Raw genomic sequence first — 23,477 nt, forward strand, 5'->3', positions numbered from 1 at the left:
AGCGGTCGTTTCTCGGCCTTGCCCATTCAGCTAGCGCAATAGCTGTACGCCCTGATAGAAGGCAAAGGAAATCAACCAGGCCAGCAATACCGACCAGCCGACGGATAGCGCGGTAAATGCGCGGCTTTTCGACTCACGGCGGATCGCCGCCACCGTGGACAGACAAGGCACATACACCAGGGTAAAGATCAGGAAGCTCATGGCCGAGGCCCAGTCCAGATGGTGCAGCAACGCGGCCCCCAATCCGGCTTCCGGCACGCCATAGATCACAGCCAGGCCACCCAGCAGGATCTCCTTGGCAACAAAGCCCACCAGCAGGGCCACTGCCAGTTCGTGCTTGATACCGATGGGGTCGAGTACCGGTGCCATCACCGTACCCAGCATATCGGCCAGCGTCTTGTTATCGCCGGCCGGGATATGCGATACCAGCCACACCAGCACCACCCCCATCAGGATGAAACTGGAGGCAAGTTCGAGAAAGGCACGCACCTCGGCCACCGCACGGATCAGCATATGGCGCAAACCCGGCAGGCGATAAGGCGGCACCTCCAGCAAGAACGCTTCATTGCCGTGATAACGATGCTTGAACACCCAGGCGGTGAAAATGGCGACCACAAAACTCAGCAGGTATAGCAGCAGCAACACCCACGGCGCCTGATGCGGAGTGAACAGAATGCCGGCAAAAAACACCACCACCTGCAGCCGCGCAGAACACAGGGAGAAGGGAATGATCAGCATGGTGAGCAGGCGTTGCTTGCGCTCGCGCATCACCCGCGTACCCAGGATTGCCGGCACATTGCAGCCAAACCCCATCAGCTGCATGACAAAACCACGGCCATCCAGCCCCAGCCTGGCCATGAAGGCATCGGTCAGATAGGCCGCACGCGCCAGGTAGCCACTATCTTCCACCATCGCCATCAGAATGAAAAACACGAACAGAATGGGCGCAAAAGTGAGGACGGTGGATACCCCTTGCCAGACGCCCTCCAGCAACAGGCTTTGCACAATGGCAGGCAAGGGGGCGAGCCATTGCTGTAACGCTGCAGTCTTGAACCAGTCCAGCCCGTCGCCAACCAGCCCTTGCAGTGGCGTGCCAATCTGATACGTCAGATTGAACAACAAGGCCATGCAGGCGAAGAATAGCGGCAAGCCCAGCCAGGAATGCATCAGCCAGCCATCGACTTTTTCCGTCATGCCCTCAGGCAATACCGCTGGCAAGTTCCAGCAACCATCCAGCAGCGCCCGCGCCTGCATGATGGCATCCTCCGTCTCCGGTACGCGGTCAAGCTGGGCATGGCTGGCGGCTGCGTCACTGGCCGCCTGACGATGCAATGCCTCCATCAGCACGGGCCAGCCCTCCATGCGCTTGGCCGACACCAGCACCACCGGCACGCCAAGACGCTGGCGCAATCGCTCCAGATCAAGCGTAATCCCCAGCATCCTGGCTTCATCGGCCATGTTCAGCATCACGACGGCAGGCAGGCCGCTGGCCAGAACCTGCAGCGCCAGTGGCAGCTGGCGGTCCAGCTGGGCGGCATTGAGCACCAGGATGGCCGCATCAAATGCGCTGCTCATCAACACATCACGTACGACGGCCTCGTCGTCGCTATAGCCGGTCAGATCATTCACGCCCGGCAAGTCGACCAATTCCACCATCTTGCCGCCCAGCAGCAGACGTGCGCTGGTCAGTTCGACCGTCAGTCCGGGCCAGTTGCCAACGCGCTGCGACATGCCGGTCAGGCGGTTGAATACCGTGGACTTACCTGTATTGGGCAGACCGAGCAGAGCAAAACGCTTCATTCAGCCACCCGTACCTGAATCAAACTGGCCAGGCTGCGACGCAGCAAAAAGCGGGTACTCCCCACTTCCAGCACCAGCGGGCCACCAAAGGGCGCACTGCGCGTCAGGCTGAAGTGGCTGCCGGGAATCAGCCCAAAAGCCGCAACACGACGAAAAGCCTCATCAGACAAATCCAGGCTGTCCACCACCCCTTTGCAGCCCAGAGGAAACTGGTCGAGTGACAACATCTTGCATCCCCATAACGCGAATAGTTTGCATTAATTATAAGCGCAAAGACCTTTGCAGCCATCAGGGCTGTTGCCCGTCATCTGGCCAAGGTTTGCGCAACATCAACTGCCAGCAAACCCAAGTCGTTCGCCAAAGCCGGCAACACATGACTAGATATGGCCGTGCCGGGTCATACCGTTTAGAATCGGACCCATCTAAATTTCTGTAACGGACCCCCGACCATGAGTATCAAATCCGACAAGTGGATCCGCCGCATGGCGCAGGATCACAACATGATCGAGCCGTTTGAATACAACCAGATCAAGAATCTCAACGGCGAAAAGGTGATCTCCTTCGGCACATCCAGCTATGGCTACGATATCCGCTGTGCCGATGAATTCAAGGTATTCACCAATATCAACAGCACCATTGTCGACCCGAAAAATTTCGACCCTGACTCCTTTGTCGAAGTCTCTGGCAAGGGCTACTGCATCATCCCGCCCAACAGCTTCGCCCTGGCACGCACGGTGGAATATTTCCGCATCCCGCGTTCGGTACTGACCGTGTGTCTGGGTAAATCGACCTATGCGCGCTGCGGCATCATCGTCAATGTCACCCCCTTCGAACCAGAATGGGAAGGCTATGTCACGCTGGAGTTCTCCAATACCACCCCGCTGCCAGCCAAGATCTACGCCAACGAAGGCGTGGCACAGGTGCTGTTCTTCGAATCCGATGAAGTGTGCGATGTGTCTTATGCTGATCGCGCTGGCAAATACATGGGCCAGGTTGGCGTCACGCTGCCCCGCCCCTGATTGTCGCCTTGTGCGACAAGCCCTTACGACAAGGACAGCCCACGCTGTCCTTTTTTATTTCATATGCATGAAAATCTGTCGCGCAATTTCTGCTGTCTGTTCTAGGATGAACTGTGGCTTGCCGGATTTCAGCAGCAAACTCAATACAGCACATGGTTTCTTCTTGGGACGTCGCGGTTCCCCCTTGCCGTTACGTCCCTTTTTTTATCCACGTAAAATTCAATTGGCATTTTTATTAAAAATTTTCACGCAATGAAAATAGTGCGCCACTTTAGCCATGACACGGCCACCATGAAATACTGCCGATACAAAGAAACAGGGCCGGCAAAGCCGGCCCTGCTATTCCCTCATTCCCCGGTGACCCCGTTGTTATATCCGGCCTAGATGATCTCGCTTGCCTTATAGCAAGGATCTTCCAGCAAAATCCGGGCACTTTCCGCCAGCCTGTCCAGATCTTCATCCAGATGTTCCTGCATATCCAGCAAGGCGGCCTTCAGCACCATGGCGGCCAGTGCGGCCTGGTCGCCACTAAACACATGCGCCAATACCCGCAGCTCGCGGCAAGCATGCAGATCCAGTGGTATTTCCAGCGTACGGACCACATCAATCTGTGTCACCGCATTAGTGGCCACGCCTTTGCTGCGGCAGCTTTCCAGCTCGCCCAGCAAGCCTTTCAAAGCTAGTCCCATTGCCATCTCCTTTCACCCACACTTTAACGCTAGCTGCGGGCTGTCAAAAAACCAAGCTGCCACCGCCAAGATATTGACTTGAAACAAAATATTCATCGACCATCGCCGCAAACAGGCTTGTTCCATCAATATGCGGGAGCCAGCCGGACTGCGGAAATAATGCCCTCATGGCAAATGAAAGGAGACGGCACGGTAGCTCGCGCCCAAGCGGCACTGGCTATTGCCGCATTGAAAACCCATCCAGCACATTGACCGCATTCAGCCCGATAGGCTCCACCGCATACCCACCCTCCATGCAGAATGCAGTGGGCAGACCCAGCCCACCAATCTGCTCGCCCAGTCGCAGAAAGTCTGCACTGGCCAAGGAGAAGCGCGAGATGGGATCGCCCTCGAAGGTATCCACCCCCAGCGACACCACCAGTGCATCCGGCGCATAGCGGCGGATTTCACCCAGCGCGGTGTCCAGCGCGGCAAACCACAAAGCCACGCTGGAAGCCGCCGGCAACGGAAAGTTGTAGTTGTAACCCAGACCGGCACCTTCACCATGTTCGTCGGCAAAGCCGAGAAAGAAGGGGTATTCGGTAGCCGGGTCGCCATGAATCGACAGGAACAACACATCATCCCGCTGATAGAAAATATCCTGCGTGCCATTGCCGTGGTGATAGTCGACATCCAGGATGGCCACCCGCTTCGCACCCCGGTCCAGCAGGCTTTGTGCCGCAATGGCAGCATTATTGAAGAAGCAATAGCCACCGCAATAATCGCGAGCAGCATGATGACCCGGCGGCCGGGTGAGGGCGAACACCCCACGCTGGTCAGCTGCCAGCTGATCGATGGCAGTCAGTGCCACATCAGCCGCAGCAGTGATGGCCGGCCAGGTGCCGGCAGTCAGCGGCGTACCGCAGTCCATCGAGTAATAACAAAGCTGGCCTTCCACATGCTGGGGGATGGCCGCACGCAGACGGCGGATCTGCCACATCTTGGGCAAGGCATCGTAGTCACGCCCCATGGCGGACCAGCGTTGCCAGGCCGTTTGCAGAAATTCGACATAGCCGGCATCGTGCACCCGCAGCACCGGCTCCAGCCCATGTGCCAGCGGCTCGATCACCGGGCCCAGGCCACGTGACCTGACTTCCTGCAACACCATGTCGGCACGTGAGGGATTTTCGAAACAAGGCTTGAGGGTGCCATCGATCAGCTCGGCCTTGCCGTGCTGCAAACGGTGTTTGTCGCTATAGATGGTCAGCATGGGAATATCCGGCAAGAAAAAGCCCCATGCTGGCGCGATGGGGCGGTGGGGTCAACAGCGACCGGAGCATGATTTGCCCGGGCGCAAGACTGGTTGCTCAGCCTTCTTCGGCATCGCCATCCACATAGAACCAGCGGCCGTCTTCCTTGCGAAAGCGGCTGACTTCATGCAACCGCTGGGCACGGCCGTTGACTTTGTAGCGGGCGACAAACTCCACCACACCAGCATCGTCAGTGGCACTGCCTGCCTGCGTACTGAGCACGTCCAGTGCCAGCCATTTGACAAAGCGCTCTTCGCGCGACAGGTCCAGCTCTGCCGGACGGGTGGAGGAGTGCCAGCTAGCCAGCAGATAGTCACCATTATTCATGGTGTAGGCCGCATAGCGGGAGCGCATCAGGCTCTCGGCCGTCGGGGCCAGCAGTGCGCCATCAATGTAGCGGCCACAACAGTCGGCAAAGGGGGCAGTCAGGCCACAGGGGCAAGCACTGGAATGTTTCTTCTTGCTCATTGCTTTATCAGCCCAGGGCGGGCAATCCATAGAGTTTCAACAGAAAATTGGTAAATACCGGTGCGGGCGGCTTGGGCTGCAGCTTGGGCCAGCGACGCATCCATTCGCGCAAACGCATTTCCATCCGTGCCTGCGACTCTTCCTGAGTCAGCCGCCCGGCATCGCGCTCCACGGCCAGATAGCGATACATGGCAAAGCTATTGTCATCGACCTGGTTGGCACCGATCAGGCGCAGGCGATAGATGTTGAGCTGATCAGCCGCCGCCACACGATTCAGCTCACCGCTTTTCACCTTGCCGGCCAGGCGGTTGGCTTCCTTCAACAGCGCGTCTACCTTGCTGTCCGGCACAGGCTGGGCCTGCGGAGGATGAACCGGGCGTGTCCCGGTTTGCGGAGCGGCTGGCTGTTGCAGCAAGCTGCAGGCAGACAACAGCAGCGACAGGCCGGCTACCCGGCTAAGCACTTTGAGGGTGGAATGCATGGGCGGTAGTGTAGCGGATGTGGGGGCAGATTGGACAAAATACGCGGTCACGCAGTTCGCTGCCAGCAGGCACACAGACGACAAAACCGGCCGGGCAGAAGCTGCGCGGCCGGCGATACCGGTTTGGGCGGGTGGCCAGAAGCGATCAGGCCAGATGTTCGAACAGCGGTGTCGACAAGTAACGTTCGCCAAAAGAAGGAATGACCACCACGATCAGCTTGCCGGCGTTTTCCGGACGCTTGGCCAGCTGAATGGCCGACCAGACGGCTGCCCCGGACGAGATACCAACCAGCACCCCTTCCTGGGTCGCCACGGCCCGAGCCGTGGTAAAGGCATCATCATTCTTCACGCGAATGATTTCGTCGTAGACCTCGGTATTCAGGATGGGGGGGACAAAACCGGCACCAATACCCTGGATGGGGTGCGGACCCTTTGGCCCACCGGACAGCACCGGCGAAGCATCCGGCTCCACAGCGACAATCTGAACACCGGGCTTGCGGGCTTTCAATACTTCACCGACACCAGTAATGGTGCCACCAGTACCGACACCGGCCACAAAGATATCGACCTGGCCATCCGTATCGCGCCAGATTTCTTCCGCCGTGGTGTTGCGGTGAACTTCCGGGTTGGCTGCGTTTTCGAACTGCTGCGGCATAAACCAGCTGTCCGGGTTTTCTTCGACCAGCTGACGTGCCTTGGCGATGGCACCACCCATGCCATCCGGCCCCGGGGTCAGGATCAGCTCGGCACCGTAGGCTTTCAGCAGTTGGCGGCGTTCACGGCTCATGGTTTCCGGCATGGTGATCACCAGCTTGTAGCCACGAGCTGCGCAGACCATGGCCAGGCCAATGCCGGTATTGCCGGAAGTCGGTTCGACGATGGTGGTCTGCGGCCCTATCTTGCCAGCCTGCTCGGCAGCATCGATCATGGCCACCGCGATACGGTCCTTGACGCTGTGTGCCGGATTGAAAAACTCCAGCTTGGCTACCACGGTGGCGACGCAGCCATCGGTAACACGGTTCAGTTTGACCAGAGGGGTATTGCCGATCAGGTCGGTTACGGTCTTGGCGATACGCATCGTCTTATTCTCCCGGGCAACATTAATGCAAGATTTAATAACGCTTATAATATATGAGCGGCAAAAAAACTCTAATAGTGTTTACTTCTATTCAATGAACCAACAGATCCCACATTCATCATGCCGACCCAGGAAGAGCTGATTCCCTTGAGCGGCTGGCGCCGCAAGCTGTACATCATCATATTCGAGGCGGACACACGCACTGGCCGGCTGTTCGATCTCGCACTGATTGTCTGCATCGTGCTGTCGCTACTCACCGTGATTCTGGAGAGCGTGGCCAGTATTCGCCAGCAATGGGGCACTCAGCTAAAAGTATTGGACTGGCTGTTCACCATCCTTTTCACAGTCGAATACCTGCTGCGCCTGGCCTGCATCCACAAACCCTTGCGTTACGCCCGCAGCTTTTTCGGCGTGGTCGACCTCCTGTCCATCCTGCCGCTCTACCTTGGCCTGTTCATCCCGGAAAGCCGTTTCCTCGCCGATATCCGCGTGCTGCGACTGCTACGGATGTTCCGTATCCTCAAGCTCACCCGCTATATGGGCGAGGCACGTGAACTGAAACGAGCCATGCTGGCGAGCCGCCGCAAGATCATCGTTTTTCTCGGCACAGTGGTGCTGCTGGTGATCATTCTGGGGACGCTGATGTATGTCATCGAAGGCGAGGCCAATGGCTTTACCAGCATTCCGGTTGGCATCTATTGGGCCATTGTCACCCTCACCACGGTCGGCTTTGGCGACATCACCCCCAAAACCGCGCTCGGCCAGGGCTTGGCCAGCCTGGTGATGATTACCGGCTATGGCATCATCGCCGTGCCCACCGGCATCGTGACGGCAGAAATAGCCCGTGGCGCCTCCGCAACGCCAGCTGATGATCAGTCGGCTACCCGCCTCTGCCCCCACTGTTTCAGTGAAGGTCATGATTGGGATGCGCGCTTTTGCAAGCATTGCGGTGGCACGCTGCCCAGGCCAGCCAAGGGCGAGGTCAGCTAGCAGCCACAAACCGGCTCAAGGCAGACGACTACCCTGGGCCGCCAGAATGGTGCGCGCCAGTTGCTCGGCCAACTGGGCAAGGCGTTGCGGGGCTTCCTGCATCGCGCTATCCAGCGGCATTGGCCGGTTACAGAGGGAAAAGCAACCATCAAAACTGGCCGCCAAGGCGCCCTCCTCATCCACGATGACCGCACCGGACAACAAGCTGACTGGCACACCAGCCGCACGCGCCAGCGCAGCCACGCAGGCTGGTGCCTTGCCCGCCAGCGTTTGACTGTCGCTGCGTCCTTCCCCGGTCAGCACCCAGTCAACCGTCTGCAGTGCTGCTTCCAGGCGGAGGTGGCGCGCCACGGCCTGGGCTCCCGATTGCATGCGCCCGCCCAGCAACAGCATGGCATAGCCCAGTCCACCGGCAGCACCACTACCGGGCAAGTGCCGGGTATCTTGCTGCAAACGGGCATCCAGCAGTTGTGCAAAGTGGGTGATCTCACCATCGATACGGGCGATATCCACCGCAGCCACCCCCTTTTGTGGACCAAATACCGCCGTTGCACCGCGTGGGCCACTCAGCGGATTATCCACGTCAGACCAGATTTCCAGCTCGACACCGGCAAAGGCGTCCAGCAAGCCATCGGCATCAAGCGTAAACAGCTGCGGCAAATCCTGTAGCGCGCCGACCAATTGCTGCCCCTGAGCATTCAGCAACTGCAGACCGAGGGCGGCCAGACAGCCAGCCCCGCCATCATTGGTACTGGAACCACCCAAGGCCACCGCGATACGCCGCTGCCCCGACTGCAACAAGGCAGCCAGCATCTGACCAACACCACGGCTGCTGCGCTGTGCCACCGGGCTGTCCCCGGCTTCAGGCAAACCGATGATGCGCGCCACCTCCAATACGGCGGTTCCATCTGGCAACAGCAGGCAAGGCGCCATGATGGTTTCACCCGTGGCATTGCAAACAGGAAACTGCAGCCACTGGCCGCCAACAGCGGCATGCAAGGCATCCAGCGTCCCCTCGCCGCCATCAGCCATCGGCCGCCGCATACATTCCGCCTGCGGGTCGGCACGTTCAATGCCACGCTGCATCGCCTCTGCCACCGCAGCAGCATCCAGCGAGCCTTTATAGGAATCCGGTGCAAGTAGCCAACGCATAGGTCATCCTCCAGCCGAAAACGGACAACATAAATGCAAAACCCCTCCTTGCCAAGGCAAGGAGGGGTTGGTAACGGGGGCGAGTTAACGCTTATTCTGCAGACTGGCCTTCCGGCGTAAGCGGAGCTGCACTGGCTTCTGGCACAGCGCTGGCTTCGACTGCTGCTTTGGGTGCCGACATCAGTTGGGCAGCCTTTTTCTCTTCAGCAGTCACTTCACCGGTGGGCTTGCCCGCCAGGTCGAAGCGCTTGCCGCCGCGCGCCAGGGATTTGACATAGCGCGGCTTGCGGCAGTGATTGGCCACCACACGGGAAATCAGCGTGGGCTCAAATTGCGGCAGGGCAGCAATCAGGCTCTCATGGATGCCCAGAGCCAGCGGACGGAACTGACGAAACACTTCGAACTTGCTGTAAACATGTTCCGCAATCATTTCAGTCTGTTTTTTCTTCGACAGACTCTGCACTGCGGACTTGAGAGCAGCACCCAGTGCCGTTTCGGTATTTGGCTTCATGAACTTCTATCTAGATCCAGTGATGCTTTTCAATGACAGGCAAGCCTGCCAGACGGGGTGACGGTGTACAACCCGTCGCTAGCACAGCATATCGTCATCTGCATGACGCTGCTGCGCCCTGTATGGTAATGCAGCTTACCAGCGCATGCCAGCAAAAGCCGGCGTATACCAACTGGTCTGCTAGCCATGTGGCTCGAACAGTGTAACGGTGTTGGTGCGCCCAGCCGGGGTCGAACCGGCACAACCGAAGTCGAGGGATTTTAAGTCCCTTGCGTCTACCAATTTCGCCATGGGCGCACCGAGTGGCGGATTATGCCAGCACTCGGCCGCAGAGTCACCCTTTGCACACGCAATTTGCCCTATCCTGCGGCAGCAAGCCGTACATGACTTGCTGCTGTCGACTGCTTTGCGCGAAGATGCATGACTTGTGCATCGCTGCCGCCCTGTCTTTCGACTGGCCGCTGCCGACTACTTATCATGATCGCTTCCAAGGAATTGCCGTCTCATGTTCGAACATGTCGAAGCCTACCCCGGCGACCCCATCCTGACCCTGGTGGAAACCTTCCATGCCGACACCCGTAGCCAGAAAGTAAACCTGGGCATCGGCCTGTACTATGACGAAGAAGGTCGCATCCCGCTGCTAAATTCCGTGCAGCAAGCGGAAGCCGCACGCGCAGCCGCGCCCTCGCCACGCCCCTACCTGCCGATGGAAGGCGCAGCCAACTATCGCAGCGCCGTACAAAAGCTGTTGTTTGGTGCAGTACACCCTGCCGTGCAGCAACAGCGCATTGCCACCATCCAGACCATAGGCGGCTCTGGTGCGCTGAAAGTGGGGGCGGACTTCATCAAGCGCTATTTCCCGCAGAGCGAAGCCTGGATCAGCAATCCCAGCTGGGATAACCACCGCGCCATCTTTGAAGGCGCCGGCATCCAGGTACATGACTACCCTTACTATGATGCCCACAGCGGTGGCCTCCTGTTCGATGAGATGCTGGCCACCCTCAAGCAATTGCCGGCGCGCAGCGTGGTTCTGCTACACCCCTGCTGCCACAACCCGACCGGTGTCGACCTGAGCACTGCACAGTGGGATGCACTGATTCCCGTGTTGAAGGACGGCAATCTGCTGCCTTTCCTCGATATCGCCTATCAGGGCTTTGGCCAGGGGCTGGATGAAGATGCGTACGCCATCCGTGCACTGGCCAATGCCGGAATCAGTTTCTTTGTCAGCAATTCCTTTTCCAAGAATCTTTCCTTCTATGGTGAACGCTGTGGTGGCCTGTCCATCATCTGCCAAAGCAAGGAAGAAGCGGAGCGCGTACTGGGGCAGATGAAAGCCACCGTGCGTCGCAACTACTCCAGCCCACCCACCCACGGTGGCCAGATTACCGCCGCCGTCATGAACGATCCGGCACTATTTGCCCAATGGGAAACCGAAGTGACGCAGATGCGAGTCCGCATCAAGGCCATGCGCCAGCAATTGTTTGCCGTGCTCAGCGCCCGCTTGCCTGGCCGCGACTTCAGCTACTTCACCTCCCAGCAAGGCATGTTCAGCTATACCGGACTCAGCCCGGCGCAGGTGGATCGCCTGCGTGATGAATTTGCCGTCTATCTGGTGCGCTCCGGTCGCATGTGCGTAGCTGGCCTGAACAGCCGCAACGTGGACTATGTCGCACAAGCCATGGCCAGCGTGCTGGAAGACTGAGATTGTCTTTACCACGCCAAGTAAAAAGCCCGTCATCACTGACGGGCTTTTTTTGTCACAACAGCACGACTCAGTCGCGCTTGTGCAGTTTCAAGGTCAGGCTTAACTCACCCTCTCCATCATTCACTGACTGGATATTTTTCAGGGTAATGCCTGTAGGCAACAGCACGCTGATGCCATGACCAATACCATATTTCGATAGCGACTTTTCCAATCGCTTGGCCATGTTCTGCGCAGGCAGCCGTGCCTCCTCATCCAACGCAAAGCCATATGTCTCGGCCGCGCTGTCAAAGGCCTGGCTCACCTGCTCCTTGCCAACAAATTTTTCAGCGATGGAGCTGACCTGTCCAGTAGACATCTCCTCTTCCGCACCACATACCGCCAGGAACTCATCCTTGAAGCGGGCCTGCTCAAGCGGGTCGGCGATCTCTTCCGATAGCTGCTCGACCACGCTGGCCACCATACGGCTACTGCTATTGGCATCCGGCACCCGCATGGCTTTGAGAAAATCATCCAGCCAGAACTTGGCTTGCTGCCCACCCCGGTCCACGGCATACACCAGCGGGCTGCTCTCCAGAATCAATGCTCCCTTGTCGATCAAGCGCGGATTGATCCCGGAAGCATGGCGAATATCAAATACTTCACCAGCCTCGATCACCGACAGAAAGTCATCACGCACTTCCGACTTGAACACCCCCAAAGCACGCAGCTCACGCTCACCATCAGACAAACCAGCAAACAGAATGACAAACAAATCGCCGGCACTGATATTCCGATGCTGTGAACGCGCATACAGATGCTTGGCAATACGCTGTGACAGCGTGAGGAAGTCCAGTTCATCACGGAAAAATTGCCGCGTGTAGTGGTAGATCTCGTTCAGATTGAGATCGGACTCATGAAAAAACTGGTGCTTTTTCTTGTCAGAAACCACACCTCTTAAGTAGCCACTCAAAATGAGCGAAGAAACGCCGTCATCGACATCACAGGCCCGCTCAGACAGTTGCAAGCCTTCGCCTCTGGCCTGATTGCCTACCCGATGCACCACCAAGCGTTCAACACGCGATTCACCAATCAACATACGCAGCCTTTGACATCTAAAACCAGATTATTGCCGCGCCGCAACGGGCTGACAATCGCAATACGCTTACCCCACACCCAAACCGCATAATTCCGGACCCACAGCCTCATCATCCCTGCGTGATCGGCCCCACCGACCAACGACCAACACAGCAGCCTCAAGCGCCAAAGCTAGCTTCAAGACACCTCATTAATAAACATGGCACAACTCAATGCGTTTCATTAATTAGAAATTGCATCAAGTGGATTACCACACCCAATCCTTAGGAATTTTCCTAGCTTCAAAAAAGATTGCTCTCAATTACTTAGCGTCCGCGATCGTTGATAGTGCCATCTAAGCAATCACTGCTTGTTGTTAACACACCTTCATCAAGGACTTAAGCCATGAAAAAACTGCTCACCACCGCATCCGCCACCTTGCTGCTCGCAGGCATTGCCACCCAAGCTCAAGCCGCTGATGGCACCATCAATTTCACCGGTACCGTATCTGCGGTTACTTGCACCATCAGCGCCGCTGGTGGCACCACGACCGGCACCGTTACGCTGCCGACCGTAGCGAAAAGCAGCTTGGCAACATCTGGTGCCACCGCAGGCACCACGCAATTTGCCATCAACTTGACCGGTTGTACCGGCGGCTCCCCAGCCCCGACTCAAGCCGCGGCCTGGTTCGAAAACAGTGGCGATGTTAATGCTGCTGGCCGTCTGATCAATTCTGCTGCCGGTGGTGCATCAAATGTGGAAATCGCGCTCTACAACCTGACCTCCACTAGTCCTATTGCGATTGGTGCCGGCAGTGGCGCAATTGGCAGCAGTGGTACTGCCTACCCAATCACCAGCGGCTCGGCTACATTGAATTATCAAGCTAAATACTACGCCACCGGTGCCGCAGGTGCAGGTCCTGTAGCCGGCAAGGTCAACTACACCATTCAATACCAATAATAATATCAGTAGTAACTAACTAGATTTAGTAACACAGACAAGGAGGCTGATAAAGGCCTCCTTGTTTAAATTAAAATACCTCGGGGAGGACCATATGAAAAAATTCATTACTTATTGCACCTTCATTTCCATTACTGGCTGGCTAGCACCAGCTAGTGCCGATACTTCTATCAATGGCACCCGCATCATCTACCCTGCAGACAAGCGAGAAATTACTTTCACAATAAATAATAATGGTAAAAAAGCATCGCTAGTACAAAGCTGGGTCGATGAAGGCAATCCGAAAGATACGCCAGACAATACTACAGCACCATTCATCCTCACCCCCCCTATTTCAGTTATTTCACCTGAAAAAAGTCAAAATATCCGCGTGCGTTACACTGCAGAGAAAAAATTACCAGAAGAGAAGGAGTCACTTTTCTGGGTAAATGTATTGGAAATCCCCCAAAACATCGATGCACCAAATCAACTACGAATCGGTTTACGCACCAGAATAAAATTCTTCTTTCGACCAAATAACCTAACAATAAAACCAGAAAATGCCACCGAAAAGCTCAATTGGCAAGTTGAAAAGAAAAATGGAAAATGGGTTGCCATTATTAAAAATAATAGCCCCTACTATATTACATTCAGCGTAATAAATATTAAAACAAAAGATATAAATAGCACCGTAGAGCTAGCCCCCCAAAACTCCATGCTGGCACCGAATAGCGATACAGAATATGAGCTAAAATCTTCCAAGTCAGAATTAAAACAAGGTATTAATTTCAGCATTATCAATGACTACGGTGGCCAAAGCAGCTTTACTGCAAATACCGGGGAATAAAACAATATGCATTAATTATAAAATGCATACTACAGAGCAATCAACGTGAACACGACCACTCCATTCAATAGAAATCCAACTTACCTTCTTATCGCTGCCATACTAGCAACAATGAGTCGATCAGTTCAGGCCGAGGATAACACTCAAGCGCCGGCTTTTGACAAAAGTATGCTATGGGGTGAGTCGTTAAAAAACCTTGATTTTAGCAAATATGGCACTTCAAACACCTTACCCGATGGTACATATAGTATTGACTTGAGCATCAATGGAATTGTAAAGGGCCGGCGTGACTTAACAGTCATCAAAAAATCCAGCAAAAATACTGCAATACCCTGCGTGCCTCGTGAGCTTCTTTTAGAATTTGGCGTCAAACCAGAAAGCCTACCTATCGCAGCAGAACCTGGTGACGACGAATGTGTGGATATTGCTGACCGTATAAAAAATGCCTTCTACGAATTCAACAGCAATGATCTGCAACTAAACATTAGCGCTCCACAAATAGATATGTCACAGCAGTTACAAGGCTATGTACCACCCGAAAGATGGGAAAGTGGCTTACCTGCATTTCTATTGGATTACAACAGCAATTTCTACTATGCAAAAAATAGTGGAGATACAGCACAAAATGCCTATTTGCTAGCAAAATCAGGCGTAAATATTGGCAGCTGGCAATTCCGCAACACCACATCAGCCAGCTGGAACAATACATCCGGAAGATCCATCACTCCCATTGAAAGTTATCTAAAACGTGATATCGACTCGTTAAAATCCCAGCTGATTATTGGGGATAATTTTACCGATGGTGACCTGTTTGATTCCGTTTCATTACGCGGGATGCGCTTGGTTAGTGATGAGCGAATGAAACCGATCAATGACACAGGCTATGCCCCTGTCGTACGTGGTATTGCCAATAGCAATGCAAAAGTAACGATAAAACAAAATGGCTATATTATTGCAGAAACAACTGTTGCACCAGGTGCATTTGAAATAAAAGACATTGCACCTTCAAGCTATAATGGCGACTTGCAAGTAACCGTTACCGAAGCGGATGGCCGGAGTTCGACATTTTTTGTTCCATTTTCAGCAGTACCACGCTCCTTGCGAGAAGGATCTGATCGTTACAGTTTCAGCTTAGGCAAAGTACGCCAATTGACCAACAACCAGCCATGGCTAGGGCAATTGACTTACCAGCGAGGCCTATCCAATCTGTTAACCATGAATAGCGGCCTGACTGCTAGTGATAGCTATACAGCATTGCAATTAGGAAGTGTATTCAATACAAGTGCCGGTGCAATCGGTCTTGACATGACTACATCAAATACACAACTAGGTAGCCAATCATTAACTGGTCAATCCTATCGCATCAGTTTTAACAAATTATTCTACAATACAGGAACAAATGTTACATTAGCCGCTTATCGCTACTCTACTTCCGGTTATTTAAATATACAAGATGCATTAAATGCGCGAGATAAGATTGAGAACTATAGTAACTCACAAGGTTTCATTGATGGCTATGCACGCGTACGTAGCCGTGCAGAAATAAACATCAATCAAACATTTGGTACGAATAGTTCGGCTTACATCAGTGGCTCGACACAAAGCTACTGGGCGGCACAGCGCAGTAACAGCCAATTCCAGGCGGGGATAAGACAAGGATATCGCTGGGGAAATATAGGATTAAATGCCGGAAGACAAACTGACTTTAACGGAAAAAACATTGATACTATTATGTTCACTGTAAACTTCAATCTGGACAAAGGAAAAACATTCAGTACGTCTTTTCAGCATGACTCAAATGGTAATAATAGTAGCCAACTGAATATGAACGGAACGCTTGGAGAGGAAAGGAAACTCAGCTACGGCGTTAACATTATCAATAATAAAAATCAGCAAAATGAAAACAATAATATTGCTGGAAACTTGAACTATCAGGGAAGTAATGGAATTCTCAGCGCCAGCGCTAGCAGCAGTAACAACTCCAGTCAAATGTCACTGGGATTGACCGGCTCAGTCGTAGGCGCAGCAGGAACTGTTCTATTTGGTCAGCCACTTGGAGATAGCACCGCTATTATTCAAGCCAAAGATGCTGAAGGAGCACAAGTCGCTCCTAGCATTGGCGTTAAAATCAACCCTGATGGATATGCTCTATTACCATCATTGTCTTCATATCGAATTAATAGCGTACTCCTGGAAACTGGCAGCATGAGCGACGGGGTCGAGCTTGACTATACCAGTACCGAAGTCGTTCCACGTAGTGGCTCTGTGGTATTGGCAAAATTCAAAACAAAAAAAGGAATACCATTACTTTTCAAAACCAGTTTTTCCAATGGGCAGCCGCTACCATTTGGTGCCAGTGTATATGACAAGGATGGAAATACCGTTGGTGAAATTGGCCAGGCAGGCAAACTATTTGCCCGAGTGAAATATAGCTCTGGTCAGTTAGTAGTTAAATACTCAGAAAACAGAACATGTAACCTTGCTTACGACATAGAAAAACAAAAGAAAGATGAAATAAAAATAGTCGAATGCACTGTACTGAATACTGGGAAATAAAGGATTGTCGTACAGTAGGTAGATATTCCTACCACCTACTCCACGGTCTGCACAAAAATATCAAGACTGACTGCAGGTTTGTGTAGAAGTAAAGATGATGGCCAAGCTTGCCTAAACAGCCCAACGGACTAAATCTCTGTTGGGCTATTTTTCTGCATAGGTGAAAACCAGGGCAATCACAGTATGATCTATTTACGCTGGCAATAAAGTCATATCGGAATGCGTTTCAGGAAGATAAATAGAAAACGCCCAGACTAAGCTGGGCGTTTACAACCTTGATTTACAAGGATTTATTTGGAGGCGCGGGCCGGAGTCGAACCGACCTACACGGATTTGCAATCCGGTGCATAACCGCTTTGCTACCGCGCCGTAGCTTGTATTCAGACAGCGTTATATCTGCCTGATGAATTGTGGAGCGGGAAACGAGGCTCGAACTCGCGACCTCAACCTTGGCAAGGTTGCGCTCTACCAACTGAGCTATTCCCGCGTCGCATGGTACTGCTTGAACTGTAATGGAGCGGGAAACGAGGCTCGAACTCGCGACCTCAACCTTGGCAAGGTTGCGCTCTACCAACTGAGCTATTCCCGCGTCGCATGGTACTGCTTAAACTGTAGTGGAGCGGGAAACGAGGCTCGAACTCGCGACCTCAACCTTGGCAAGGTTGCGCTCTACCAACTGAGCTATTCCCGCGTCGCATTTACAGCGGCAAAAGTGATGCTGGAGCGGGAAACGAGGCTCGAACTCGCGACCTCAACCTTGGCAAGGTTGCGCTCTACCAACTGAGCTATTCCCGCACTCACACTACTTTTGCTTCTCTTGTCTGCCACCGAAGTGGCGTCGAGAGAGTGCGAATTATAAGGGTTTCTCGGACCCTGTCAACACTTCACACATCAATTTTTTTACCGGAAAACTCGCGTGCAGCCATGCGCAGATAATAAACCATTGACCACAAAGTCAAAATTACTGCGATCACCATGAAAATATTTCCAAGCAGCAGGCTGTCTAGCCCCGGCAACAGCGGACCGGCATACAGCAATAGCAGAATAGCCAGCATCTGCGCCGCAGTTTTCAGCTTGCCGATATAGGCCACTGCCACGCTGCCACGGCTGCCCATCCCCGCCATCCACTCACGCAAGGCAGAGATGGTGATTTCACGACCGATGATGATCATGGCCATCCAGCCGGGGGTGCGCCCCATCTCGACCAGCAGGATCAGCGCGGCAGCAACGATTAGCTTGTCGGCGACCGGATCCAGAAAGGCACCAAAGGCAGAGGTTTGGCCCAGCTTGCGCGCCAGGAACCCGTCCAGCCAGTCGGTCCAGGCCGCGAGGAAAAAGATCATGGCCCCTACATTATTGCGGTCACTGGCATGCAGCACGGTATCCGGCAGGAAAAACACGGCAACGCAGAGCGGTATCAGGGCGACTCTGAGCCAGGTAAGGAAGATCGGCAAATTGAAGGGCATCTGGATTATCTGGTTATGTTTTGTTCAATGCAGCGCGTGGTAAATCTTTTCTGCCAGCGTACGGCTGATACCATCCACCAGCGCCAGTTCATCCACACTGGCCGCCACCACACCACGCAAGCCGCCAAACCTCAGCAGCAGTTGCTGACGACGCTTGGCGCCAATCCCCGGAATATCCTCCAGCGTGGAGGCGGTCCGGGCCTTGGCACGGCGGGCACGATGGCCGGTGATGGCAAAGCGGTGTGCTTCATCGCGTATGGTCTGGATCAGATGCAAGGCAGGATGATCACTGCGCAATTGTAGCGTCTTTTGCTGATAAGGGAGGATGAGCGTTTCCAGACCGGGTTTGCGTTCTTCCCCTTTGGCCACCCCGATGATGGGCAGGGTCAGCCCCAGTTCGGCAAATACTTCTACGGCAACCCCGACCTGGCCCTTGCCACCATCAATCAGCACGGCATCAGGCAACAGGCCCTCGCCTGCCGCCAGCTTGCTGTAACGCCGCGTCAGGACTTCGCGCATGGCGGCATAGTCGTCACCGGCCTTGGCGGTTTCAATATTGAAACGGCGATACTGACTGGGCTGCATGCTTTCCTTGTCATACACCACACAGGAAGCCACCGTGGCTTCGCCCATGGTGTGGCTGATATCGAAGCATTCCAGCCGCTCTACCCCCTCCAGCCCAAGCGCTTCGTTAAGCTGTGCCACGCGATGCTGCTGGGTGGCCTTGCTGCTGTGGCGCTGCTGAATGGTCAGCATGGCATTTTTCTCGGCCATTTCCAGCCATACACGGCGCTCGCTGATGGGATTGCTGACCAGATGTACTTTGCGTTCGGATTGTTCTTCCAGCGTTTGGCACAGCGCCGCTGACACGTCGCCATTGAAGATGATGACCGGCGGCATGGGCGCGCCCAGATAGTGCTGGGCGAGGAAGGCATCCAGGTTGGCCCCGGCATCTTCCTCTTGCGCGCCCTGCGGGAAGAAACTCTTGTCCCCCAGGTGACGGCCGCCACGAATCATCACCAGATTGATGCACACCAGCCCGCCCTCCGCCGCCACGGCCACCACATCGCAATCGAGCTGGCTGGAGTTGCTGGAGACAAACTGTTTTTCCTGCACCCGGCTCAGCGCCTGTACCTGATCGCGCAACTCTGCCGCCTGTTCGAACTCCAGCTGCTCGGCAGCCTGCTCCATGCGGGCAGTCAGGGTGTCGATCAGTTCGCTTTGCCTGCCTTGCAGAAAAGCCACTGCACTTTGCACATCGCTGCGGTAATCCTCGGCCGAAACATGTTCGACACAGGGGCCAGAGCAGCGCTTGATCTGGTAGAGCAGACAGGGGCGGGAGCGATTGGCGAAGACCGCATCTTCACAGGTACGCAAGCGGAATACTTTTTGCAGGATCTGTATGCTTTCCCGCACCGCATAGCCATTGGGATAAGGACCAAAGTACTGATGTGGCTTTTTCAGCTCGCCACGGTAATAAGCCATTTGCGGGTAGTCATGGCCGGTCAGCATCAGGTAGGGATAGGACTTGTCATCCCGAAACAGGATGTTGTACTTGGGGGCCAGCGCCTTGATCAGGTTGTTTTCCAGAATCAGCGCTTCGGCTTCCGAACGGGTCACCGTGGTTTCGATGTTGGCGATCTGCCGCACCATCAACTGGATGCGCGGTGACAGATCGCTTTTCTGGAAGTAGGAACTGACCCGCTTTTTCAGATCGATGGCCTTGCCCACATAAAGCACATTGCCCGACGTATCGAACATGCGATAGACGCCGGGCAAATTCGGAAGGCTGGCCAGTACCGACTTGTAATCGAATACGCTGGCAGACACTACTTGTTACACCAGCTGGCTACATTTTGCTGGGCTGCTTGCAATAATTCGCTGCGCTGGCTGTCCGTTGCCAGGGCATTACTACCCGGCATCTTGACCCGGCCGCCTTGCTGCAGCGCAGCCAGGTTATTGCGTGCGTTCTTGCAATTTTCCTGCGCTGTTTTTTTGTTCTGCTCTTTTACCTTGGCGTTTTCAGCATCAATCTCGGCGTTTTTCTTTTCAACATCGCTCAGTGCGGTCGTCTTGGAGGCTTTGACTGGCGCAGACGCGGCTGCCGATGCCCGTACATTCAGCTGCTTGGCCCTGGCTCCCGGCGGCGGCTGATCGGAAAACACGGTTTTGCCGTTGGCATCGACATACTGGTAGACCTCGGCCATGGCCGGGGCCGGGGCCGGGGCCGATAGCAAAAATGCAACAAGCACACTCAGAATCGCGCGGGTTTTCATTCTTTGGTGTCCTAAGCTGAAACACGCTGATTGTACGGTGTCGGCACGCTGATCGCAAAAACAAGCGACAGCATTTTTTGCAACACTTCTATAGTCTCGGTATAATGCCGCTTTGCCGCAAAGGAAACGCCAGATGCGTATCATCGAGAAAGCCTATACTTTCGACGACGTTCTCCTCGTCCCGGCCCATTCTGAAGTTCTGCCGCGCGACGTAGTCCTCTCTACCAAACTCTCCCGCAATATCACGCTGAACCTGCCGCTGGTTTCTGCTGCCATGGATACGGTTACCGAATCCGGGCTGGCCATTGCCATGGCGCAGGAAGGTGGTATTGGCATCATTCACAAGAATATGTCGGCCGACAAACAGGCTGCGGAAGTGTCCAAGGTAAAACGCCACGAAAGCGGCGTGGTCAAAGACCCGATCACCATCGCACCTGACATGCTGGTGCGCGATCTGGTGCTGCTGACCCGCCAACACAAGATTTCCGGCCTGCCGGTGATCGAAAACGGCAAGGTTGTGGGTATCGTCACCAACCGTGACCTGCGTTTCGAAACCCGTCTGGAACAGACTGTCGGCTCGATCATGACGCCGCGTGAGCGCCTGATTACCGTCAAGGAAGGTGCCAGCATCGACGAAGCCCGCGAGCTGATGCATACCCACCGCCTGGAGCGTGTGCTGGTCATCAACGACCAGTGGGAGCTGAAGGGTCTGATCACCGTCAAGGACATCATCAAGACCAGCGAACACCCGAGCGCCAACAAGGACAATCAGGGTCGTCTGCGTGTGGGTGCTGCAGTTGGCACCGGTGGCGATACCGAACAGCGCGTTGCCGCGCTGGTGGCTGCCGGCGTGGACGTGATCGTGGTGGATACGGCTCACGGCCACAGCCAGGGCGTGATCGACCGCGTACGCTGGGTCAAGCAGACCTACCCGCAGGTGGACGTGATTGGCGGCAACATCGCCACCGCCGCTGCCGCGCGTGCACTGGTTGAAGCCGGTGCCGATGGCGTGAAAGTGGGCATTGGCCCCGGCTCCATCTGCACCACCCGTATCGTGGCTGGCGTAGGTGTTCCGCAACTGACCGCCATCCATAATGTTTCCGAAGAACTGAAAGGCACTGGCGTGCCGATGATCGCCGACGGCGGCATCCGCTTCTCCGGTGACATTTCCAAGGCGCTGGCCGCGGGTGGCAACTGCGTGATGCTGGGTGGCATGTTCGCCGGTACCGAAGAAGCACCGGGCGAAGTCGAGCTGTATCAGGGCCGTTCCTACAAGTCCTACCGTGGTATGGGCTCGCTGGGTGCGATGAGCCAGGGTTCAGCTGACCGCTACTTCCAGGACAGCTCCAACGCTGCCGACAAGTTCGTGCCGGAAGGCATTGAAGGTCGCGTACCGTACAAGGGCCCGATCGCTGCCGTCATCCATCAGTTGATGGGCGGCCTGCGCTCCTCCATGGGTTACCTGGGCTGCGCCAACATCGATGAAATGCATGAAAAGGCTGGCTTCGTGGAAATCACCTCCGCCGGCATGCAGGAATCGCATGTGCATGATGTGCAAATCACCAAGGAAGCGCCGAACTACCACGTTTCGCGTTAATCCTCAGTCAAAGCCGGTCCTCGACCGCTTGACGATCAAAAGCCCGCGTCGCAAGACACGGGCTTTTTTGTGGCCAACGCTCAGGCCAGCGGCAGTAGCAAGCGCGTGCGCAACAGCGCTGGCGGCGTGTTGAATGGCGCATTCAGTGCCTCGTCCAACAGGGGCCGCAGGCCAAACTGCTCACCACTGGCGGGCAGCCACTCTTGCAGCAGCCAGTTCCAGCCCTCTGCCAGTCCCTGATAAGGCCCCTGATGCACAATGCTGGCATAGCGCCCTGCCGCCAGCTCTCCATGGACAAATCCCATTGCACCCAGCTCTTCCTCTGACAAGCGCAAAACCGGTGGCGGCGTGAGGCAAGCCGCCGCACGCAGCGTCTGCGGTGCAACGGTGGCCGGGTCATCCAGATATTGACCGAATGCCCGCAAGGTTTGCGGGCCAGCCGCATGCTGCTGCAACAGCGTGCGCAAGGCGGCAAAAGCAGCAGCAATGCCAGAATAAGGCCCCAGATGCGGTTTCATCAGCACCGGCAGCGGCTGTTGGTAATGGATGATTTCTACCTGATACATGGCGGGCTCCGGTTTAATCTTGCAAGGCCAGCAGCAGACGGCTGCGCAGCTGAGTGGGCGGCGTATTGTAAGGGGAGTTCAGATACTGCTCGAGGCAAGGCAGGTCGGCGGGCTCCTCGCCGCTTTGCGGCAACCAGTGGCGATACAACTGATCCCATGCCGTTTTCAGCTCGGCATACGGGCCCACATGCTCCAGGCAAGCATAACGGCTGGCCGGGATTTCACCATGGGAAAATCCCTGGGCCGCCAGCGCTGCATCACTCAGGCTGAATCCGGCAGGCAGGCTGACACTGGCGATGGAACGCAAATCGGCCGCTGCCACCTCATCCGGATCATCCAGATACTGGCCGAACACCTGCAAGGGTTCACCTCCAGCCGGCATGGGCCCCACCAAGGCATGCAGGGCATCGAAAGCCTGCCCTATCCCCATATACGGCCCCCGATGATGCCGCTGCAATACTGGCATGGCGGGTAACAAGATGATGCTGACGCTGTGCATGACACGCTCCTGTGAAGTGGCGGAAATGAGCAAACGGCGCTGGCGATAACGCCCGGGCGTCTCGCCGTAGTGCTTGCCAAAGGCCCGCACAAAAGCGGCACTGCTGCCATAACCGGCGCGGCTGGAAATCACCGGAAGTGCTCGCCGGCCCGCAGCCAGTTCGCCAGCAGCACGGTGCAACAGCATGCGCTGCCGGCTCTGGCTTAGCGTCTCGCCCATCAGCGCATGAAACAAGCGATGAAAGTGGTAGGGCGAGAAGCAGGCCTCCTCGGCCAGCCGCTCCAGCGAGACAGGCTGATCCAGATGCCGCCACAGATAATCCAGTGCGCGCATCAAGCGTTGCGAATACAGGGTACCGGGGCCGTGCTGGCGATAGGGTTTGCTCATGACGGACAGTCTAGGTGAGATGCATTGATCGATTTTGCGATTCTAGCCTGCCTCGCCAGCACGATGCACATTCCGCCCGAATGTCTCCTGCAGCCCCTCCCCTGTCATG

Annotated in this window: 22 protein-coding genes and 6 tRNA genes; 7 read left to right on the forward strand and 21 right to left on the reverse strand. The window is 55.4% G+C overall.

Features of this window, described 5'->3' with window-relative positions; all coding sequences use genetic code 11:
- Nucleotides 1-30 precede the first annotated feature (30 nt).
- Nucleotides 31-1,800, reverse strand: a complete 1,770-nt coding sequence (gene feoB / locus DBR44_RS05115) for a ferrous iron transport protein B (RefSeq protein ID WP_124642693.1) — start codon at nucleotides 1,798-1,800, stop codon at nucleotides 31-33.
- Complete coding sequence (locus DBR44_RS05120) at nucleotides 1,797-2,027, reverse strand: FeoA family protein (RefSeq protein WP_124642695.1); 231 nt, start codon at nucleotides 2,025-2,027, stop codon at nucleotides 1,797-1,799. Before DBR44_RS05120 ends, feoB begins: the two co-directional genes overlap by 4 nt.
- Before the next feature lie 222 nt (nucleotides 2,028-2,249).
- On the opposite strand from DBR44_RS05120, the gene dcd reads away from it, so the two are divergent.
- Entirely contained in the window at nucleotides 2,250-2,819 is a 570-nt protein-coding gene (dcd, locus tag DBR44_RS05125; protein ID WP_124642697.1) for a dCTP deaminase, read from the forward strand.
- A gap of 380 nt (nucleotides 2,820-3,199) precedes the next feature.
- Here dcd and DBR44_RS05130 read toward each other — a convergent pair whose 3' ends face one another.
- The 5 genes from DBR44_RS05130 to cysK form a co-directional block, all read right to left on the reverse strand.
- Entirely contained in the window at nucleotides 3,200-3,508 is a 309-nt protein-coding gene (locus DBR44_RS05130; protein WP_124642699.1) for a hypothetical protein, read from the reverse strand.
- Nucleotides 3,509-3,725: 217 nt separating this feature from the next.
- On the reverse strand, nucleotides 3,726-4,757 hold the full coding sequence (locus DBR44_RS05135) for a histone deacetylase family protein (RefSeq protein ID WP_124642701.1): 1,032 nt from the start codon (nucleotides 4,755-4,757) through the stop codon (nucleotides 3,726-3,728).
- A gap of 97 nt (nucleotides 4,758-4,854) precedes the next feature.
- Entirely contained in the window at nucleotides 4,855-5,265 is a 411-nt protein-coding gene (locus DBR44_RS05140) for a YchJ family protein (RefSeq protein ID WP_124642703.1), read from the reverse strand.
- Nucleotides 5,266-5,272: 7 nt separating this feature from the next.
- The gene (locus DBR44_RS05145) at nucleotides 5,273-5,746 is read right to left on the reverse strand and encodes a hypothetical protein (RefSeq protein WP_124642705.1); all 474 of its coding nucleotides are present in this window, start codon (nucleotides 5,744-5,746) and stop codon (nucleotides 5,273-5,275) included.
- Between the two features lie 145 nt (nucleotides 5,747-5,891).
- Complete coding sequence (cysK, locus tag DBR44_RS05150; protein ID WP_124642707.1) at nucleotides 5,892-6,824, reverse strand: cysteine synthase A; 933 nt, start codon at nucleotides 6,822-6,824, stop codon at nucleotides 5,892-5,894.
- Between the two features lie 120 nt (nucleotides 6,825-6,944).
- Between cysK and DBR44_RS05155 the strand changes: the two genes are divergently transcribed.
- A complete protein-coding gene (locus DBR44_RS05155) occupies nucleotides 6,945-7,814 on the forward strand; it encodes an ion transporter (protein WP_124642708.1) in 870 nt (289 codons plus the stop codon).
- A gap of 15 nt (nucleotides 7,815-7,829) precedes the next feature.
- Here the strand turns inward: DBR44_RS05155 and DBR44_RS05160 are convergent, their stop codons facing one another.
- From DBR44_RS05160 to DBR44_RS05170, 3 genes are all read right to left on the reverse strand, one after another.
- The gene (locus tag DBR44_RS05160) at nucleotides 7,830-8,966 is read right to left on the reverse strand and encodes a glycerate kinase (RefSeq protein WP_124642710.1); all 1,137 of its coding nucleotides are present in this window, start codon (nucleotides 8,964-8,966) and stop codon (nucleotides 7,830-7,832) included.
- A 91-nt stretch (nucleotides 8,967-9,057) separates the two neighbouring features.
- Nucleotides 9,058-9,477 carry a ProQ/FINO family protein gene (locus DBR44_RS05165; RefSeq protein ID WP_124642712.1) on the reverse strand — a complete coding sequence of 140 codons (420 nt, stop codon included), beginning with the start codon at nucleotides 9,475-9,477 and terminating at the stop codon, nucleotides 9,058-9,060.
- A 212-nt stretch (nucleotides 9,478-9,689) separates the two neighbouring features.
- Nucleotides 9,690-9,774, reverse strand: a tRNA-Leu gene (locus DBR44_RS05170).
- Nucleotides 9,775-9,982: 208 nt separating this feature from the next.
- Here DBR44_RS05170 and DBR44_RS05175 point away from each other — a divergent pair.
- Complete coding sequence (locus DBR44_RS05175) at nucleotides 9,983-11,179, forward strand: amino acid aminotransferase (RefSeq protein ID WP_124642714.1); 1,197 nt, start codon at nucleotides 9,983-9,985, stop codon at nucleotides 11,177-11,179.
- A 70-nt stretch (nucleotides 11,180-11,249) separates the two neighbouring features.
- Here DBR44_RS05175 and DBR44_RS05180 read toward each other — a convergent pair whose 3' ends face one another.
- A complete protein-coding gene (locus DBR44_RS05180) occupies nucleotides 11,250-12,257 on the reverse strand; it encodes a nucleoid-associated protein (protein WP_124642716.1) in 1,008 nt (335 codons plus the stop codon).
- Between the two features lie 383 nt (nucleotides 12,258-12,640).
- On the opposite strand from DBR44_RS05180, the gene DBR44_RS05185 reads away from it, so the two are divergent.
- The 3 genes from DBR44_RS05185 to DBR44_RS05195 all read left to right on the forward strand — a co-directional run bounded on the left by DBR44_RS05185 (nucleotide 12,641) and on the right by DBR44_RS05195 (nucleotide 16,577).
- The gene (locus DBR44_RS05185) at nucleotides 12,641-13,195 is read left to right on the forward strand and encodes a fimbrial protein (protein WP_124642717.1); all 555 of its coding nucleotides are present in this window, start codon (nucleotides 12,641-12,643) and stop codon (nucleotides 13,193-13,195) included.
- Nucleotides 13,196-13,289: 94 nt separating this feature from the next.
- Complete coding sequence (locus DBR44_RS05190; RefSeq protein WP_124642719.1) at nucleotides 13,290-14,021, forward strand: molecular chaperone; 732 nt, start codon at nucleotides 13,290-13,292, stop codon at nucleotides 14,019-14,021.
- A gap of 45 nt (nucleotides 14,022-14,066) precedes the next feature.
- Nucleotides 14,067-16,577 (forward strand): fimbria/pilus outer membrane usher protein, encoded by a 2,511-nt coding sequence (locus DBR44_RS05195; RefSeq protein ID WP_124642721.1) that lies wholly within the window; start codon nucleotides 14,067-14,069, stop codon nucleotides 16,575-16,577.
- Between the two features lie 295 nt (nucleotides 16,578-16,872).
- Here the strand turns inward: DBR44_RS05195 and DBR44_RS05200 are convergent.
- The 8 genes from DBR44_RS05200 to DBR44_RS05235 all read right to left on the reverse strand — a co-directional run bounded on the left by DBR44_RS05200 (nucleotide 16,873) and on the right by DBR44_RS05235 (nucleotide 20,463).
- Nucleotides 16,873-16,946: transfer RNA gene (locus DBR44_RS05200), tRNA-Cys, on the reverse strand.
- 42 nt (nucleotides 16,947-16,988) lie between these two features.
- Nucleotides 16,989-17,064, reverse strand: a tRNA-Gly gene (locus tag DBR44_RS05205).
- A 26-nt stretch (nucleotides 17,065-17,090) separates the two neighbouring features.
- Nucleotides 17,091-17,166 (reverse strand) — tRNA-Gly (locus tag DBR44_RS05210).
- Nucleotides 17,167-17,192: 26 nt separating this feature from the next.
- A tRNA-Gly gene (locus tag DBR44_RS05215) sits at nucleotides 17,193-17,268 on the reverse strand.
- Nucleotides 17,269-17,296: 28 nt separating this feature from the next.
- Nucleotides 17,297-17,372, reverse strand: a tRNA-Gly gene (locus tag DBR44_RS05220).
- Nucleotides 17,373-17,461: 89 nt separating this feature from the next.
- Nucleotides 17,462-18,043, reverse strand: coding sequence for a CDP-diacylglycerol--glycerol-3-phosphate 3-phosphatidyltransferase (gene pgsA, locus DBR44_RS05225; RefSeq protein WP_124642723.1), 582 nt, complete (start codon nucleotides 18,041-18,043; stop codon nucleotides 17,462-17,464).
- Nucleotides 18,044-18,067: 24 nt separating this feature from the next.
- Entirely contained in the window at nucleotides 18,068-19,873 is a 1,806-nt protein-coding gene (uvrC, locus tag DBR44_RS05230; RefSeq protein WP_124642725.1) for an excinuclease ABC subunit UvrC, read from the reverse strand.
- Nucleotides 19,873-20,463 (reverse strand): DUF4124 domain-containing protein, encoded by a 591-nt coding sequence (locus tag DBR44_RS05235; RefSeq protein WP_124642727.1) that lies wholly within the window; start codon nucleotides 20,461-20,463, stop codon nucleotides 19,873-19,875. The genes uvrC and DBR44_RS05235 overlap by 1 nt, the downstream gene beginning before the upstream one ends.
- On the opposite strand from DBR44_RS05235, the gene guaB reads away from it, so the two are divergent.
- Nucleotides 20,453-21,916 carry an IMP dehydrogenase gene (gene guaB, locus DBR44_RS05240; protein WP_124642729.1) on the forward strand — a complete coding sequence of 488 codons (1,464 nt, stop codon included), beginning with the start codon at nucleotides 20,453-20,455 and terminating at the stop codon, nucleotides 21,914-21,916. The two genes, DBR44_RS05235 and guaB, sit on opposite strands and share 11 nt — an antisense overlap.
- An 80-nt stretch (nucleotides 21,917-21,996) precedes the next feature.
- Here guaB and DBR44_RS05245 read toward each other — a convergent pair whose 3' ends face one another.
- Nucleotides 21,997-22,482 carry a GyrI-like domain-containing protein gene (locus DBR44_RS05245; RefSeq protein ID WP_124642731.1) on the reverse strand — a complete coding sequence of 162 codons (486 nt, stop codon included), beginning with the start codon at nucleotides 22,480-22,482 and terminating at the stop codon, nucleotides 21,997-21,999.
- A 13-nt stretch (nucleotides 22,483-22,495) separates the two neighbouring features.
- Nucleotides 22,496-23,368 (reverse strand): GyrI-like domain-containing protein, encoded by an 873-nt coding sequence (locus tag DBR44_RS05250; RefSeq protein ID WP_124642733.1) that lies wholly within the window; start codon nucleotides 23,366-23,368, stop codon nucleotides 22,496-22,498.
- Between the last annotated feature and the right edge of the window lie 109 nt (nucleotides 23,369-23,477).

Origin of the sequence: Aquitalea sp. FJL05, assembly GCF_003852595.1 — a bacterium.
GTDB lineage: Bacteria > Pseudomonadota > Gammaproteobacteria > Burkholderiales > Chromobacteriaceae > Aquitalea > Aquitalea aquatilis.